The organism is uncultured Sphingomonas sp., assembly GCF_964244235.1.
Classification (GTDB): Bacteria; Pseudomonadota; Alphaproteobacteria; order Sphingomonadales; family Sphingomonadaceae; genus Sphingomonas.
In genome coordinates this window covers 1-15,855 of the sequence record NZ_CAXTII010000067.1, presented here as the reverse complement: position 1 = coordinate 15,855, position 15,855 = coordinate 1, and the positions used below count along the sequence as shown (strand labels likewise).

At 65.8% G+C, this 15,855-nt stretch carries 10 protein-coding genes and 1 pseudogene; 7 read left to right on the top strand and 4 right to left on the bottom strand.

What is annotated here, in order from left to right:
* Nucleotides 1-505 precede the first annotated feature (505 nt).
* On the top strand, nucleotides 506-1,792 hold the full coding sequence (locus ACFE7D_RS11165) for a class I SAM-dependent methyltransferase (RefSeq protein ID WP_375395491.1): 1,287 nt from the start codon (nucleotides 506-508) through the stop codon (nucleotides 1,790-1,792).
* Nucleotides 1,793-2,089: 297 nt separating this feature from the next.
* Here the strand turns inward: ACFE7D_RS11165 and ACFE7D_RS11160 are convergent, their stop codons facing one another.
* A complete protein-coding gene (locus ACFE7D_RS11160) occupies nucleotides 2,090-3,289 on the bottom strand; it encodes a PAS domain-containing sensor histidine kinase (protein ID WP_375395490.1) in 1,200 nt (399 codons plus the stop codon).
* On the bottom strand, nucleotides 3,279-4,502 hold the full coding sequence (locus ACFE7D_RS11155) for a sigma-54-dependent transcriptional regulator (RefSeq protein ID WP_375395489.1): 1,224 nt from the start codon (nucleotides 4,500-4,502) through the stop codon (nucleotides 3,279-3,281). The genes ACFE7D_RS11160 and ACFE7D_RS11155 overlap by 11 nt, the downstream gene beginning before the upstream one ends.
* A gap of 128 nt (nucleotides 4,503-4,630) precedes the next feature.
* Here ACFE7D_RS11155 and ACFE7D_RS11150 point away from each other — a divergent pair, with 128 nt between their 5' ends.
* The 3 genes from ACFE7D_RS11150 to ACFE7D_RS11140 all read left to right on the top strand — a co-directional run bounded on the left by ACFE7D_RS11150 (nucleotide 4,631) and on the right by ACFE7D_RS11140 (nucleotide 9,159).
* Nucleotides 4,631-5,905, top strand: a complete 1,275-nt coding sequence (locus ACFE7D_RS11150; RefSeq protein WP_375395488.1) for an efflux RND transporter periplasmic adaptor subunit — start codon at nucleotides 4,631-4,633, stop codon at nucleotides 5,903-5,905.
* Between the two features lie 8 nt (nucleotides 5,906-5,913).
* Nucleotides 5,914-6,594, top strand: coding sequence for an ABC transporter ATP-binding protein (locus ACFE7D_RS11145; protein WP_375395493.1), 681 nt, complete (start codon nucleotides 5,914-5,916; stop codon nucleotides 6,592-6,594).
* Nucleotides 6,595-6,723: 129 nt separating this feature from the next.
* Complete coding sequence (locus ACFE7D_RS11140) at nucleotides 6,724-9,159, top strand: ABC transporter permease (protein WP_375395487.1); 2,436 nt, start codon at nucleotides 6,724-6,726, stop codon at nucleotides 9,157-9,159.
* A 176-nt stretch (nucleotides 9,160-9,335) separates the two neighbouring features.
* Here ACFE7D_RS11140 and ACFE7D_RS11135 read toward each other — a convergent pair whose 3' ends face one another.
* Nucleotides 9,336-11,192: a potassium transporter Kup gene (locus ACFE7D_RS11135; RefSeq protein WP_375395486.1), complete on the bottom strand. Its 1,857-nt coding sequence runs from the start codon at nucleotides 11,190-11,192 to the stop codon at nucleotides 9,336-9,338.
* Nucleotides 11,193-11,519: 327 nt separating this feature from the next.
* Here ACFE7D_RS11135 and ACFE7D_RS11130 point away from each other — a divergent pair, with 327 nt between their 5' ends.
* From ACFE7D_RS11130 to ACFE7D_RS11120, 3 genes are all read left to right on the top strand, one after another.
* On the top strand, nucleotides 11,520-12,533 hold the full coding sequence (locus ACFE7D_RS11130) for an alpha/beta hydrolase family protein (RefSeq protein WP_375395485.1): 1,014 nt from the start codon (nucleotides 11,520-11,522) through the stop codon (nucleotides 12,531-12,533).
* 356 nt (nucleotides 12,534-12,889) lie between these two features.
* Complete coding sequence (locus tag ACFE7D_RS11125; protein WP_375395492.1) at nucleotides 12,890-13,987, top strand: alpha/beta fold hydrolase; 1,098 nt, start codon at nucleotides 12,890-12,892, stop codon at nucleotides 13,985-13,987.
* Between the two features lie 11 nt (nucleotides 13,988-13,998).
* Nucleotides 13,999-14,943, top strand: a complete 945-nt coding sequence (locus tag ACFE7D_RS11120) for an acetamidase/formamidase family protein (RefSeq protein ID WP_375395484.1) — start codon at nucleotides 13,999-14,001, stop codon at nucleotides 14,941-14,943.
* Here the strand turns inward: ACFE7D_RS11120 and ACFE7D_RS11115 are convergent.
* Nucleotides 14,944-15,855, bottom strand: a pseudogene (locus ACFE7D_RS11115) (hypothetical protein); the annotation flags it as partial.

Sequence of the window (15,855 nt, the reverse complement as noted above, 5' to 3'; positions counted from 1 at the left end):
CCGAAGATCGCCGATGCCCAACCGCGAGCTACACCACGTCGTGGGACACGACCCGAGCCGAAGCCTCTCGGGCGTCTCCAGACGTGTCCCCGCTGACGATGAAAAACGCCTCCGGCCGATGAAGGCCGCAGCTGAAACAGCAGTCCGGCAAATATAATCTTAATGGCCTGTCTCCCGCAAAAACAATCGCAAGACGAATGTCCGATTTGGGCGTTCGCTCAACACGTCGATTACCGACCTTGAATGCCCACTTCCAGGGGTCCCGAGCCGCGACGACCCGGAAGCAGACCTCTGGTACTCTCAGGAGGCTATCCGCGCGGCGGACCCTGGTTTCATCTCGTGCTATCTGCGTGCACTAAACCGCGATCCGCTCGGACGCCGTGTTGGAGACATCACTTTCAGTCGACGCTCAAACTGGAGGAAATGAGACGCAGTGGTTGCGGTGCGGTGAATTGATTGCGGCCGAGCAGCAAAGCTGCGACGCTGCCGGCCGGAGGTGTATTCGTTGGCCAGATATCTCGAAGGTGCGCGTGACATTATCGCACATGTGGCGGAGCGGCTCCAGGCCGACCTCAGCGTGGAGCTGTGGAACGGAGAGGTGCTTCCGCTTGGCCCCGGCGCCCGTTCCGATATCCGCTTCCTGATCGCATCGCCTCATGTGATTGCGCGCCTGCTACGCTCTCCCCGGCTGATGACTTTGGTCGAGGAGCACATTGCCGGCGGCATTCAGATTGTCGGCGGCAGCCTGCTAGATGCGCTAGGCCGATGGAACCACTTGAATGCGCTGGCGCTGCGGCGCACACTCCGACCGCGTACGTTGATCGCCGCCGGCTGGCCCTTTCTCTTCCTCCGCGATCGAACCGAACATCGATTATCCTTTTCCCGAAGGGTGCGCGACAAATTCGGGCATGGTCGAGATGACGGCGCCATGGTCGAGTTTCATTACGACGTATCGAACGGGTTTTATGAGCTGTTTCTCGACCCGGAAATGCAATATTCCCCCGGATACTTCGCGAACGAGACGACAAATCTGGCGGATGCCCAAATCGCAAAGCTCGACCGCATCTGCCGGAAGTTGGAGCTGAGCCCGAACGACCATTTGCTGGATATCGGCTGCGGTTGGGGCGGCCTTGCATGTCATGCGGCGCTTCACTTCGGAGCGCGCGTACATGGCGTGACGCTTTCGAAGGAGCAACTCGACTACGCTCAGGCCAAGGTTCATCGGTTGGGCCTGACCGGCAAAATCACGTTGGAGCTGCGAGATTTCAGATCGATCATGTCGGCCGCCGCCTACAGCAAGGTCGTTCAGGTGGGCATGTTCGAGCATGTCGGAGTCGATAATCACGATAGCTATTTCGGCCACCTGCATCATCTCATGCGCGAGGGCGGGCTTTATCTGCATGACGCGATCACGAAGCGCGCTCCTAAGGAACTGAAGAACTTCCGCAAGTTGACCCCGTATATGCGGGTTATTAACCGCTATATCTTCCCCGGCGGGGAGCTGGATTACCTGGGGCTGACTATCACCAACCTCGAACGCAACGGTTTCGAGGTTCGCGATGTCGAGAGCATGCGGGAGCATTACTATCTAAGCCTGAGACATTGGAGCGAGTCACTAATTGCTCGACAAAGCTTGGCAATATCCCTGGTCGGACCGGAACGCGTCCGACTTTGGCTCCTATATCTTGGGATGTCGGCGATGGGCTTCTGGCGGGGCGCGATGTATGATTTTCAGACGGTCGCTCGAAAACGCAGCACCGGTTTAGCTGGTTTTCGAACAGGACGGGGATAGGGCGCGTGATCCTCCGCTCACAGGGCGGCTGCCACCCGACACGGCGGGTCGAACAGTCGTACGTTGCGGATGCCAGACCGGCGACTCATAGTCGTGGGCGGTATCGTGCCGGATCGCGACCTTAGCACTGCGTCGTGCAGTCTGCTGAGATGGGACCCGTTAGCGGTCGCCCGGAGAGAGGCACTGGCGGCGTCGCTTGCTTGCGCGTGGCGCTGCCACGCGACCGCGCTACGCTCCTTGCCAGTACCTCTCTCGGGCGATCACGACCATTGGCCTGATTGGGTTTGGACCCTAACGTTATGCTGTAGCGCGCAGCGCATTCCATGATCGGACATGTCCCTCAAACCTCGTCTCACCGGACCGCGAAGCGGCGAGCACCAGATCGCCGCCATGCCCGCGAAACACTTGCCGCGCGAGTGCCAGGCCAATCCCGCTGCCGCTGGATTTGGTGGTGAAGAACGGCTGGAATATCGCATCCTCGTTGCCTGTCACGATGCCCGGGCCGGTATCCGCGACGATGATCGCAATGTCGGCCGCCCGCGTCTCGACGGTGATCGTGACCGATCCCGCGGCTTCGACGGCGTTGCACATCACGGCCCAGACCGCCTGCGCCAGTTGATCGGCGTCGGCTTCCGCGATCTGCGGCATATCGATAGGCGCAAGACGAAGCCTTACGCCCGGCCAACGCGTCGTGAACATTCGCGCGAGATCGGTGATGAGAGCGGCGATATCGACGTGCGCGACCGATGGCGGCGGCAAGCGAGCAAGATCGCGATAAGCCTCACCGAACCGTTGCAGCCCTTCGGCCCGGCGCGCCACCGTCTCGATCGCACCGCGCACCATCGCCAGATCAGCGTCGGGTTCGGCCAGCATCGCAGCTGCCGTGGCGGACAGCGACGCAATCGGAGTCAGCGTGTTGGTGATCTCGTGGCTCAGCACCCGCACAAGATCGCGTAGCGTCCCCGCTTCGGCGGCTTTCAGGTCGGCATCGATATCGACAAGCGCGGCGACGCGGACGCGGCGATGCGCAGCATCCAGATCGGTGGTGAGCAACGCGAACGTGTGCACGCCGCGATCGGTCGCGATGCGTAGATTGGCGGAGCGGCCCGGCGGCGTCGCGGCGATCGCCGCCACCAGATTTGTAGGCGGCGCGGCGACCATATCGTCCGCGTCCAGCAGGTGCCGCGCAGCGCGGTTGACCGCGCGTAACCGGTCGCGGGCGTCGAGCGCGACGACGGGGGCGGGCGACAGGTCGAGATAGAGCGCGAGGCGGCGGCGTTCGCTATTGTCGGTGCTCGGTGCCGTCGCCAGGGTGGGCGCCACGGGCGGCATGCGGCGTGCGATCGCCTGCTGGATAGAGATTGCCGCCCAGATCGCGATCAGCACGCTGAGCGTCGCGGTCGCATAGAGCTGGTGCGTCAACGCGGTGGTGGCGACCGCGCCGGCTAGGAACGGCAATGCCGCACGGCGCAGGACGGGCCAGGCGTCAAAGCCCATATTTTTCCATCCGGCGATACAGCGCGGCGCGGGTCAGCCCTAGCTCGGCGGCGGCGCGGCTAACGTTGAAGGCGTGACGCTGAAGGGCGGCGGCAACCAGCGTCCGTTCGCTGCGCCCGAGGTTGAGATCGGCGGCGGCCGCGCGCGGAACCGCGGTCTCGGGCTCGATCGACAGCGCGAAATCCGCGATCTCGTATCGCTCGCCCGCGCTCAGCAGCACCGCGCGTTCGCACGCCTGACGCAGTCCCCGAACATTGTCGGGCCACGCATCCGCCGCCAGCGCGCGGGCGGCCTCCTCCGCCAGCGGCTTGGGTGCTTGGCCGTGCCGCGCGGCGAACAGGGCGAGGAAATGTCGCGCCAGCCGCCCGGTATCGCCTTCGCGATCGGCGAGCGGGGGCAGATCGATCTCGATCGTGTTAAGCCCGTAGAGCAGATCATCCGACAGCACGTCGCGAAGCGCCGCGCGGGGCAGGCGACTGGTTGCGACGATGCGCAGCCCCTCCAGCCGCCGCGCGACGTCGCGTTGCGCAGCGCGCGGGACCGTATCGACATCCTCCAAGACCAGCGTGCCGTGAGCGCCGAGATCGGCAATCGCCGCGCCGGTGCCCTCGACGATCGTCAGGCCCCCGGCCCTGTTCGCCCCCGCATGGATTAGCCGCGCAACGAGGCTCTTGCCCGTTCCTGCCGCCCCGCGCAGCAACACGCCTGCATCCGACGCCGCTATCCGGGCGACCAGCGCCCGCGTCCGGATGATCGCGGGCGCTTCGCCGAGCAACTGGTCGTCCGTGGCGATCGGCGGCGCGGTCGCCACGTCGCGGCGCGCACGGCGAAGCGCGATACCGCGTTCAACAGTGGCGAGCAGCCGTTCGTTGCTCCAAGGCTTGATGACGAAATCTGCCGCGCCCGCCTTCATCGCGCGCACCGCGACCGCAATGCCGCTATGCCCGGTTACGACGATCACGACCGTATCGGGGTCGCCCGCGATCAGCCGATCGAGCATCGCGAATCCCTCATCCCCCGACACCCGCCCGCGCGCGAAGTTCAGATCGAGCAGCACGACATCGACCGGCCGCTGTGCCATCAGCGTCCACGCGACGTCCGGGTGGGCGGCACCGGTGACGGCCATGCCGTGCCGCCGCAACAGCATCTGCGCGGCGCGAACGATGTCCGGATCGTCGTCGATGACGAGGATGTGGGGCGAATCGGTTGACATGCGGCCTCGGGTGTCCGGAATCGTACACTGTATACGCCAGCGAACAGGGGATTGGCCAGCGCAGGCCATTTGCGAAGCCGGATCAACGCTTTAGGCCGATCGGTCTGACAACCGGTACACTGACCGCCATGGAACGGACGATCAGCGGCGCGGGGATGGATCGACGGGTCGAGCGGCCACGGGCCGCCCGGCGCAGATGGGTAATTCGCGGCGGAATCATCACGGTGCTGCTGGCAGCGATTATAGGCCTGTGGGGGCTGCTGCCCGGTGCCAATTCGCTCGCCGTCGAGGCGGCCACCGTTCGCATCGGTGCGGTGCAGCGCGCGCCGTTCCGCGATTTCGTGCCGCTGCGTGCGGAGATCGCGCCACTGACCACGGTCTACGTCACTGCGGTATCGGGCGGCCAGGTCGCCGAACTGATCGCGAGCGACGGGCAGAGCGTGCCCGCGGGCGCCCCGCTCGCCCGGCTGACCAATCCGCAATTGGAACTGGAGGTCGCGACGCGTTCGGCCGACATCGCCGGGCAATTGAGCGGGATCAGCGGGCAGCGCGTGACGATCCAGCGCACCAGGCTGGAAAGCGAACGCGAGGTCGCCGATGCGCGCAACGCATTGTCCAAGGCGCAGACCCTGCTTCGCCAGAAGCAGACGCTGTTTGACAAGGGCATCGTGACCCGTGCCGCGATCGATCCGCTGCGCGACGAGGTGGCGTATCAGCAGCAGCGCGTGTCGGCATTGGACGCAGGCCGTGCCACGTCGAACCGGACGCTGAGCGATCAGGACAGCGGCGTCGGCATTACCGCGCACGAACTGCGCGACAGTTTGGCGATGGTGCGCGGCGGCCTGTCCGCGCTGATCGTCCGCGCTCCCGCCGCGGGGCGGTTGACCGCGTTTCAGCTCCAGCCCGGACAGACGCTGAAGGCCGGCGACCCGGTCGGTCAGGTCGATAGCGAGGGGCGGTGGAAGCTCGCCGCCGATGTCGATCAATATTATCTCGGTCGCGTCCATGCCGGATTATCAGCCAGCGCGGATCTCGACGGGCGGATCTTTACGCTGACCCTGCTCAAGGTCCTGCCGCAAGTCACCGACGGCCGCTTCCGCGTGGAATTCGGCTTTGCCGGCACGCCGCCCGCCGGACTCAACCGTGGGCAGACGATCGACGTGAAGCTGGTATTGGGTGCGGACCGCCCCGCGGTCGTCGCGCCTGCGGGCGGCTGGCTCGACGGCGGCGGCACCACCGCGTTCATGATCGACCGCGACGGCCACGCCGTCCGCCGCGCGGTTGCGACCGGCCGCCGCAATCCCGACCAGGTCGAGGTCATCAGTGGCCTGTCGCCTGGCGAGCGGATCGTGACCAGCCCGATCGCCGCCTACGCTGCCTATCGCTCCCTTATCATCCAATGAGGACGCCAATGATCACGCTCGACCAGATCAGCCGCCGCTACGCCTCCGACGAGATCGAGACGACCGCACTCGATACGATCGACCTGACCGTGGAGGCGGGGGAATTCGTCGCCATCATGGGGCCGTCGGGGTGCGGCAAGTCGACGCTGCTGAACATCCTCGGTACGATCGACCGGCCCACAGACGGACGCTATCTGTTCGAGGGCAGCGACATCGCCACCGCACCCGAATCCGCGCTGGCGCGGCTGCGCCGCGACCGGCTGGGTTTCGTGTTCCAGAGCTTCAACCTGATCGACGAGCTGACTGTCGCCGAGAATGTCGCGCTGGGCCTGACCTACCGCGCAATGCCTGCGCGCGAGAAGCGCGACCGGGTGGCAGCGGCGATGGACCGCGTCGCGATCGCCCACCGCCGCAACCACTTCCCGCATCAGCTGTCGGGTGGGCAACAACAGCGCGCAGCGATTGCGCGGGCGATCGTGGGCGAACCGCGGCTGATCCTGGCGGACGAGCCGACCGGCAATCTGGACACCGAAAACGGCGCGCAAGTGATGGACATCCTGTCCGAATTGAACGCCGAAGGCGCGACGATCGTAATGGTGACGCACAGCCCGTCGCATGCCGATGTCGCCAAGCGGACGGTGAATATGCTCGATGGCCGCATCCTGTCCTCCGCGCGGCGGGCGATGTGATGCGCCGCCTGCTGACGACGATCGCGCTGGTGATGCTGGTGATGCTCCTCGCGCGCCTGCTCGCGCGGACGCGGACCGAGGCATGACGTTGCTTATCCATTTCTTACACGATGATTTGGAGTCACTGCCATGTCCGCGTTGACCAGTCTCTTCCGCTCCTTCGGCCGCCACCGGCTCTTCGCGGCGCTCAACATCGGCGGTCTGGCGCTCGGGATTGCAGCGTTCTTGGTGCTTGCGCTCTATGTCCGGTTCGAGACCGGGTACGACCGAGCACTGCCGGGCGAGAACCGGACCTGGATCGTCAGCGAGCAATATACGCGTGTCGGCGATCCCAGTGATCCGAACCAGCACACGATGGGCGGCGAGCTGGACCAGTTGCGCGGCGATTTCCCGCAATTGCAGGGCACGCGGTTCTGGAACAACAATGCGACCGTCCTGCAGGGCGATCAGGTGACCGGGGAGGACGTGTCGATCGTCGATCCGAATTTCTTCGCCTTCTTCCCCTATCCCGCGGTCGTGGGCGATCCGGTGCGGACGCTGGCGGACCCCGACGGTCTGGTCATCACCGAGAAGACAGCGACGAAATTCTTCGGCGCGCAGTCGCCGATCGGCCGGACGCTGACGCTCAAGATCTTCGGCAAGCCCTATGCCTACCGCGTCGGTGCGGTGCTTCGCGACCTGCCCGCCAATACCAGTTTCGCCGACGAGATGTTCGTGCCGCTGGTCCGCGCGCGCCATGCGCAGGACTTTTTCGATCATTGGGGTAGCACGACGCTGTTTACGTTTCTGCGCTTCCCCGACACAGCGGCGGCGCAGGCCTTCTCTACCCAGCAGCTTCCGGGTTTTCTCGCGCGTCACGCCTATCCGGGCGGTAATGTCACCAAGGGGAACTATTATCAGTTCCTGACGCCGCTCGGTGACTATCACCTGACCGACCCCGCCGACCGCGCGCTGGTGACGACATTGTCCGTCGTCGGTCTGCTCGCGCTGCTGATCGCGGTCGTGAATTACGTGAACCTGGCGACCGCACGTGCCGGGCTGCGCGCACGGGAAGTAGCGGTACGCAAGGTGCTGGGAGGGACGCGCCGCGCGCTGGTCGGGCAGTTTTTGGGCGAAGCGATCGCCACGGTCGGACTGGCGGCCTTGGTCGGGCTCGCGCTGGCGGAACTCGCCCTGCCCTTCGTTAACGCGGCAGGGGGAACGCATCTGGCGATCCGCTATTGGGGGCTCGACGGCGTATTGCTGCCGATCGTAGCGCTGGCGCTGATCGTGGGAACGCTCGCCGGGCTGTACCCCGCGTTCCTGCTGTCGAGCTTTCGCCCTGCGGCGGTCCTTGCCTCGGCACGGGCACCCGGCGGCGGACGCGCGGGGGTGCGGCTGCGTGGCGGGCTGGTCGTATTCCAGTTCGCGGTGGCCGTCGCATTCACCATCTCGACCGGCGTCATGCTGGCGCAGACCGCGCATGTCGCCAATGCGGATATCGGGTTCCGCCGCGAAGGGCTGATCGTGGTTCAATCCTTCACCGACGACGGGCTCGACGCCGCACAAAAGGCCGGCATCCTGGCCGCCTTCGCGCGGACGCCGGGGGTGGTGTCGGTCGGGTCGGGGCTGAACGCGCCGGGGGATCAATATTCGACCAATGCCGATACGATCAATCGCCCCTCGACCCCGTCGCGCGCGCCGTTGGTCAGCCGGGTCGATATCGGCCCGGGCTATTTCGATACGGTGGGCACGCAGCTGGTCGCGGGGCGGTTGTTCGACGCGGCGCATCCCGCGGACGATCTGCGCGCCATTCCCAAAGAGGCGCGCGCGCATCTGCAGGTGAACGTCGTCCTGAACGAGACCGCGGTCCACACGATCGGCTTCGCCAACGCAGCAGAGGCGATCGACCAGCCGCTCGCAGGGTTCAACGGCTATGGTAGCGCGGGCGGCATGCATGTCATCGGCGTCTTCGCCGACCAGCGTTTCACCTCGCCGCACGACCGCGTCTATCCGACTGCCTATGTGTTCACGACCAAACCGTTCGAGGAAGCGTTTGCGCTGGTCCGTCATACCGGCGATGCGCGCGCGACGATCGATCGGCTTGAGGCGACGTGGAAGCGTGTCGTGCCGCAGGTGCCGTTTCGGGCGCGCAGCGCGCAGGACAATCTCTATCGCCGATGGTACAAGGCGGACGCGGACCGCTCGCGGCTGTTTACGATCGGCGCGGTGCTGGCGGTAGTGATCGGGTGCATCGGGCTCTACGGGCTCGCCGCGTTCGATACCGCGCGGCGGGTGAAGGAAATCGGCATCCGCAAGACGCTGGGCGCATCCACCGGCGACGTGCTGCGCCTGTTACTCGGCAAGTTCATGCGACCGGTGGTTGCCGCGAACCTGATCGCGTGGCCGGTTGCCTATGTGTTGATGCGGCGGTGGCTCGCAGGGTTCGACGACCGGATCAATCTGTCAGTGCTATATTTCCTGGCTGCAGGACTCGGCGCGGCGGCGATCGCGGCGGCGACCGTGTTCGGGCAATCATGGCGCATTGCACGCCGGGAACCGGCCCGCGCGCTGCGTTACGAATAGGGCGGCGGTTGCGCATCAGCGAAGACCAGCGGCGGGTATGCGTCTCGCCGCTTGCCGCGGCTTGTCGTTTCGGGCTGGCATATCCTCCCGATCTTCGTACAGATCGACCGGACTGGCCGACTCCGATCGTCGATGACGCGAACGTCGGTTGTTGGCTGCTGCACGTCAAAGTCAGATTAAATCTCGACTTGGCTTCCCAGTTCGACGACACGATTGATCGGCAGGCAAAAGAAGGTCATCGGCTGTTCGGCGTTGCGTACCATCGCGGAAAACAGCCGCTCGCGCCAGCGCGCCATGCCTGGATTGCGCGTCGGGACCAGCGTCTGACGGCTGAGGAAATAGGTCGCGCGATGGTCGCTCGCGTCGATCGACGCGAGCGCGGCGGGAATGTCGGGGCTTTCGAAGAAGCCGTGGCGGATCAGGACGCGCGAGACACCTTCGCCCAGATCGGTCTCGGTCACCCGATCGTCGCGGACATAGGGTTCGAAAGCGGTCTCGACCGTGACCAGCAGAATGCGCTCGTGACGCACCTGATTGGCCTTGAGATTGTGGAGCAGCGCCGGTGGCGTGCCGTCCCTCAGCGTCGTCAGATAGATCGCTGTCGATGGGACCCGGTGAACCTTGGCGGTGGCCTTTAGGAACGTCTCGATCGGCATCGCGTCCGTCGCGAGCTTGTCGACAACCAGCCGCCGACCGCGATACCAGGTCGAGAAGATCGCCATGAGGACGGCGGCGATGACGACCGGCAGCCAGCCGCCCGCGAGGAGCTTGGTTGCCGAGGCGGCGAACAGGGCGAGGTCGAGCGTCAGCAGCAACGCGTACAGCGGGGCCGCCCAGACCGGGTTCCACTTCCACACGCGAAAGATGACGAAGCCGATCATCAGCGTCGTCAGGACCATCGTCGCGGTCACAGCGAGCCCGAACGCCGCCGCCAGCGCGGCGGACGACCGGAAGGTAAGCACGATTGCGACCACCGCGACGAACAGCATCGTGTTGATGCTCTGCGCGAACACCTGACCGCGTTCCTTTTCCGACGTGTGGCGGATCGACAGGCGTGGAAGGTACCCGAGCTGCACCGCCTGCTGGGTGACCGAGAAGGCGCCCGAGATGATCGACTGGCTCGCGATCACCGTCGCCGCGGCGGCGAGGAACAGCATCGGCACGAGCAGCGGCTTTGGCGTCATCAGGTAGAAGGGAGACTCGATTGTTTTCGGGTCGCCGAGCACCAGCGCCGACTGCCCGGCATAGCAGAGCAACAGCGCCGGCAGCGCCAGCCACAGCCATGCCCGGCTGATCGCGCGGCGGCCGAAATGGCCCATGTCGGCATAAAGCGCTTCCGCTCCGGTCACCGCCAGCACGACCGTGCCAAGGGTGAGGAACGCCCGCCCCGGATCGTCGAAAAAGAAGGCCGCCGCATAGGTCGGGCTGAAGGCGGCGAGCACGATCGGATGTGCGACGATCTGAGCGCCGCCGAGTACGCCGATCACCAGGAACCACACCAGCATGACGGGTCCGAACATCCCGCCGATCCGGTCGGTGCCGAAGCGTTGGCCCGCGAACAGCAGGACGACCAGCCCCAGTGTCAGCGGCAGGATCAGATCGGCAAAGCGGGGATGGACCAGATTGAGGCCCTCGACCGCCGACAGGATCGAGATAGCGGGCGTGATCACGGCATCGCCATACAGCAAGGCGGTCGCGGCGAGCGCGGCGAGACCGATCCAGCGCAGTGCCGGCGATCCGGCAGCGACCCGCTGCACGAAGGCAAGCAGCGCAAAGCTGCCCCCCTCGCCGCGATTGTCGGCGCGCATCGTCACGAAGACATATTTGACCGTGACCACCAGGATCAGCGTCCAGATCAGCAACGACAACACGCCGAGCACGTGGAAGGGATTGATCGACAGCCTGTGCGGACCGACGAAGCTGTCCTGAAAGGCGTAGAGTGGGCTGGTGCCGATGTCGCCGAAGACGATGCCCGTCGCGCCCAGCGCCAGCCGCCAGGTGCCGGATACGTCCTTGGGATCTGGCAGGCTCATTTGCGTTACCCGATATAATGGTGGAAGAAGTTCGACAACTACACACCGCCTTGGATCGTCGTCCATTGCGGAAACGACAAGCAAACGGCCCTGGAGAAACCGGTCTTCCTCCTCGTCTTCAGCTTGCTCAGGATGCTGGTGATCGGCCGGTGCGTCTTGCCGCTGCATCTGCGATCCTCGCCAAAAGCGGAGCGGCCGTCCTCCTGCTAATCGCTTCGCAGTACCATCTTTGGTCGCGGCTCTCCTCGGGGTCGATCTTGCTCCTCAATTCCCCCCGTCCCGTGGTGATCGCCTTCAACTGGTATTTCCGGTTCACAGCGACCCCATTTGGTCACTTACGTTCTGATCGACGCTACCCGGAAGCGGATACTCTTTCAGCTCCCACGTTGTTTGGCGAGGAGGCCGAGTGACTGGCGCCGTCCGGGGTGTATAAGGGAGTGGCGCTTTTCCGGATGTCGACGCATGATCAGCTTGTTTCTCACCGCCCTTGCCGTCCTCCAGAGCGCTGCGCCTGCCGCTGTGACGCAGGAGGTTCTGAGCGATCCCGCTCACCGGGCGGCGATGAAGGCAGTGCCCATCACAAGCGGCGGAACGGCGCTGAACGCAGTCCTCTACGTCGCCGCCGGCGCGGCTCCGCATCCGACGGTGCTGCTGCTGCACGGCTTTCCCGGCAACGAGCAGAACCTGGATCTTGCCCAGGCGATGCGGCGGGCGGGATGGAACGTCCTGACGCTTCACTATCGCGGCTCCTGGGGTACGCCAGGCAGCTTCAGCTTTCATCACGTTCTTGAGGATGCCGACGCCGCGCTGGCTTGGCTTCGCGGCTCGGCCGGACGGGCGGCCGGCGTCGATCCCGGCCATATCGTGGTCATCGGCCACAGCATGGGCGGCATGGCCACCGCCTATGAGGCCGGACACGACCGAGCGATCATCGGCGCGGGGCTGATCTCGGCGGCAGGCATGAACCTGTTCACGGGGCCTCGAGCAGAGACGATCAAGGCGTTGGGCGACGAATATGGGGCGGGCACCATGCACACCCTTGCCGGAACATCTCCGGAGGCGCTCTACGATGAGGTAAAGGCCGATCCCAAGCCGTTCACGCTGAACACCTACGCCGCCGGGGCGGCGATGAAACCGGTTCTGGTGGTCAGCTCCGACGATGGCCTCCAACCGGTCGACGAAGGCTTCGCCGCGGCCGTGAGGGCATCGGGCGGATCACCGCGGCAGGCGCATCTGGCGACCGATCACAGCTATTCCGATATGCGGATCGCTTTGGAAACCATCGTCATCGAGTGGCTTGCCACGTTGCCGGGCGCACCGAAGGTGCCAGCGGGAAATTGAACCGGCCCGGCCGACCCGAGCGGTATTAGGAACCAGTTTCGGCATCGTGTCTTTAACAATGGAACGACCGCTTGGCGAAATGCCGTCAAAAGTTGATCACCGACGTCAATTTTCTCGCCATGATCGGATCTGGTTATCATGCTGCGACCAAGCCCCGGATGGTTGCTGTGGATCGTTCGAGATTCGTGGTCGGGCTCTCGCTTGGCTCGCCCGTCATGTCGGTACCTGTTTGGGTGATTACAGCATGAAGGGTCGGCGGCCACTTTAGCCCAGTGGCCGGTGGCTGGAACGAAGAGCATCATGCGCTCGCAGCGATGCCGCTTGCACTGTTCTCGATCGCGCGCGACGATGCGGGAATGCTGTCACCCCTGCTTCTGCTACTCGCCCAGGCCACCGCCGCCCCGACGCCACCCTTGACCGCGGCGACTGCGCCGGCACCGACCGCTGCGAAATGGCCGGCACGCGACGCGCAGTTCACCATCCACGATTTCCGCTTCCGCTCGGGCGAGAAGCTTCCCGAGTTGCGGATCAACTACACGATGCTTGGGCAACCGCATCGCGATGCGCAGGGGCAGATCGACAACGCGATCATGGTGCTGCACGGCACCGGCGGCACCGGTCGACAGTTCCTCAGCCCGCAATTTGCCGACGAACTCTATGGCCCCGGTCAGCCGCTCGACATCACGCGCTACTGGATCATCCTCCCCGACGGCATCGGGCACGGCAAATCGTCCAAGCCGTCCGACGGCCTGCACATGCGGTTCCCGTACTACGACTATGACGACATGGTCGAGGCGCAGTACCGGTTGCTGCACGATCGCCTCGGTATCCGGCGCATGCGGCTGATCATGGGCACGTCGATGGGGTGCATGCACAGCCTGGTGTGGGGCGAGACGCATCCCGGCTTCGCCCGCGCGCTGATGCCGCTCGCCTGTGAGCCGGTCGAGATCGCCGGGCTCAACCGCATGTGGCGGCAACTGGCGATCGACGGGATCGAGGCCGATCCCGCCTGGGCGGGCGGCGGGTATCGCACCCCGCCCGCGCAGGGCCTGCGCACCGCCGCCAGCCTGTTGTTCGTGGCGGGCGCGGCACCACTCTATTTCCAGGCGCACTATCCCACGCGCGCCACGGCCGAGGCGTTCGCGCGCGAACGGGTCGCGGCGTCGATCGCATCGACCGACGCCAACGATCTCATCTACCAGCTCGACGCGTCGCGCACCTACGCGCCCTGGTCGCGGCTGGAGGCGATCACCGCGCCCACGACATGGGCCAACTCGGCCGACGACTTTATCAACCCGCGCAATCTCGATTACCCGCGGCAGGCAGTCGCACGGATGAGGGACGCGCGGTTGCGGCTGATCCCCGAGAGCGCCGAGACGCGCGGCCACGGCACCCATACCGCGGCTCGCTTCTGGAAACAGGACCTCGCCGATCTGCTTCAGCGAACGCAGTGATCGGAGCCGACATGCCGAGCCCCGCCAGCCATACCATCCACCGGCACCAGCATCATTTCGGCTGGGACAATGCGATCCCGCCGATCCTGACGGTGGCGCCAAGCGAGACCTTGAGCGTCGATTGTTCGGACTCCTCGGATGGCCAGTTGACGCCCGACAGCACGGTGGCGGACGTCGCCGCGCTCGATTTCGGGCGCATCAACCCCGTCGTCGGGCCGATCCGGATCGACGGAGCGCAGCCCGGAGACGCGATCAAGGTGACGATGGGCGAGTTCACGCCATCGGGTTTCGGCTGGACCGCCAACATCCCGGGCTTCGGCCTGCTCGCCGACCAGTTCGCCGAGCCGGTGCTGAAGATCTGGTCCTATGATCGCGCGGCGATGGCACCGGCGGCGTTCTCCAGCAGTGCGCGCGTGCCTCTCAAGCCCTTCGCGGGCACGATCGGCCTCGCGCTCGCCGAGCCGGGGCTGCACTCGATCGTCCCGCCCCGGCGAACCGGCGGCAATCTCGATGTCCGCGACCTGAGCACGGGCACGATGCTGTACCTGCCGGTCGAGGTAGCGGGCGGGCTGTTCTCGATCGGCGACACGCATGCCGCGCAAGACGACGGCGAGGTGTGCGGGACGGCGATCGAGAGCCCAATGGCGCTCACCGTCACGCTCGACCTGGTCAAGCGCGCCAACCTGCCCCCGCCGCGGTTCACCACGCCCGGCCCGGTGACACGGCATCTCGACTCGGATGGCTATGAGGCGACGACCGGCATCGGCCCCGACCTGATGATCGCGGCGCGCGAGGCGGTGAGCCGGATGATCGACCTGCTCGTGCGCGATCAAGGCATGGCGGCGGTCGACGCGTACATGCTATGCTCGGTGTGCGGCGACCTCAGGATCAGCGAGATCGTTGACCTGCCCAACTGGGCAGTGTCGTTCTATTTCCCGCGCATCGTGTTCCGCTGATCATTCGGCGGCGTCGGCGGCCACACCCAGCGCTCGCCCCGGCGATCGAGCACGAGCGCATGATACAGCAGCGACAGCACGATCACCGCTCCCACCGCGATCACACCGGGGCGGCCGCTCGCGACGTCGTTCCACGCGAGCAGTGGCAGCGCGGCGGCGCCCGCGAGGCTGACCACATGGGTGACCGGGTAGAGCGGCGCGCGATAGGTGCCGGGGCGACCGGTCAGCCCGCGCCGGCGCCCGACGATGCCGGCAAGGTTGAGCAACACCCATTGCGCGGTGCCGCAGCCCGCCCGCCGCGAGGACGATGAGTTGCGACAGGCCGAGGAAACAGCTCGCGACCGCCGAGGCGCCGACCACCAGCGTCGCGACCCAGGGCGAGCCGAAACGGGGGTGCAGCCGCACGAGCCCGCGGTTGATGCCGTCGTTCCAGATCCGGTCGCGGCCCGAACTGTAAGCGTAGCGGGCATAGCAGGTAATGCCCGAGACGACGGCGTTGAACAGCGCGGCGATGATGCCCAGCGTGACGAGCATCGCCACCAGCGGCGACGCGCGCTCGGCCAGGAAGGCGGTGAACGGCGCGTCGCTGGCGAACACGGTCGGCAGATGCGTGGTGCCGATCACGATGCCAAGCACGGGGATGAGCTCGAACAGCACCGTCATTACCACGATCGCGATCACGAGCCGCCCGACGCTGGCGGGCGCGTGCATCTCCTCGCTGAAATAGATCGCCTGCCCCGCGCCGCTCGTCGCCCAAGATGCCGCCGCGACCGCGAGGCCGAGCCCGGCGAGGCCGAGATGCGTCGGCACGCCGCCTACGAACGCCGTCGGCTGAGTTGCGATCGCACCGAGTGCCTGCATCGGATGCGAAAAGCCCAGCGTCGCGATCAGCACCAGGCTCGCCAGTTCGAT

Excerpts from the sequence above, each read along its gene's own strand:
- ACFE7D_RS11160 (WP_375395490.1), bottom strand. The coding sequence starts at position 3,289 with ATGGGCTTTGACGCCTGGCCCGTCCTGCGCCGTGCGGCATTGCCGTTC.
- ACFE7D_RS11155 (WP_375395489.1), bottom strand. The coding sequence starts at position 4,502 with ATGTCAACCGATTCGCCCCACATCCTCGTCATCGACGACGATCCGGAC.
- ACFE7D_RS11150 (WP_375395488.1), top strand. The coding sequence starts at position 4,631 with ATGGAACGGACGATCAGCGGCGCGGGGATGGATCGACGGGTCGAGCGG.
- ACFE7D_RS11145 (WP_375395493.1), top strand. The coding sequence starts at position 5,914 with ATGATCACGCTCGACCAGATCAGCCGCCGCTACGCCTCCGACGAGATC.
- ACFE7D_RS11140 (WP_375395487.1), top strand. The coding sequence starts at position 6,724 with ATGTCCGCGTTGACCAGTCTCTTCCGCTCCTTCGGCCGCCACCGGCTC.
- ACFE7D_RS11135 (WP_375395486.1), bottom strand. The coding sequence starts at position 11,192 with ATGAGCCTGCCAGATCCCAAGGACGTATCCGGCACCTGGCGGCTGGCG.
- ACFE7D_RS11125 (WP_375395492.1), top strand. The coding sequence starts at position 12,890 with ATGCTGTCACCCCTGCTTCTGCTACTCGCCCAGGCCACCGCCGCCCCG.
- ACFE7D_RS11120 (WP_375395484.1), top strand. The coding sequence starts at position 13,999 with ATGCCGAGCCCCGCCAGCCATACCATCCACCGGCACCAGCATCATTTC.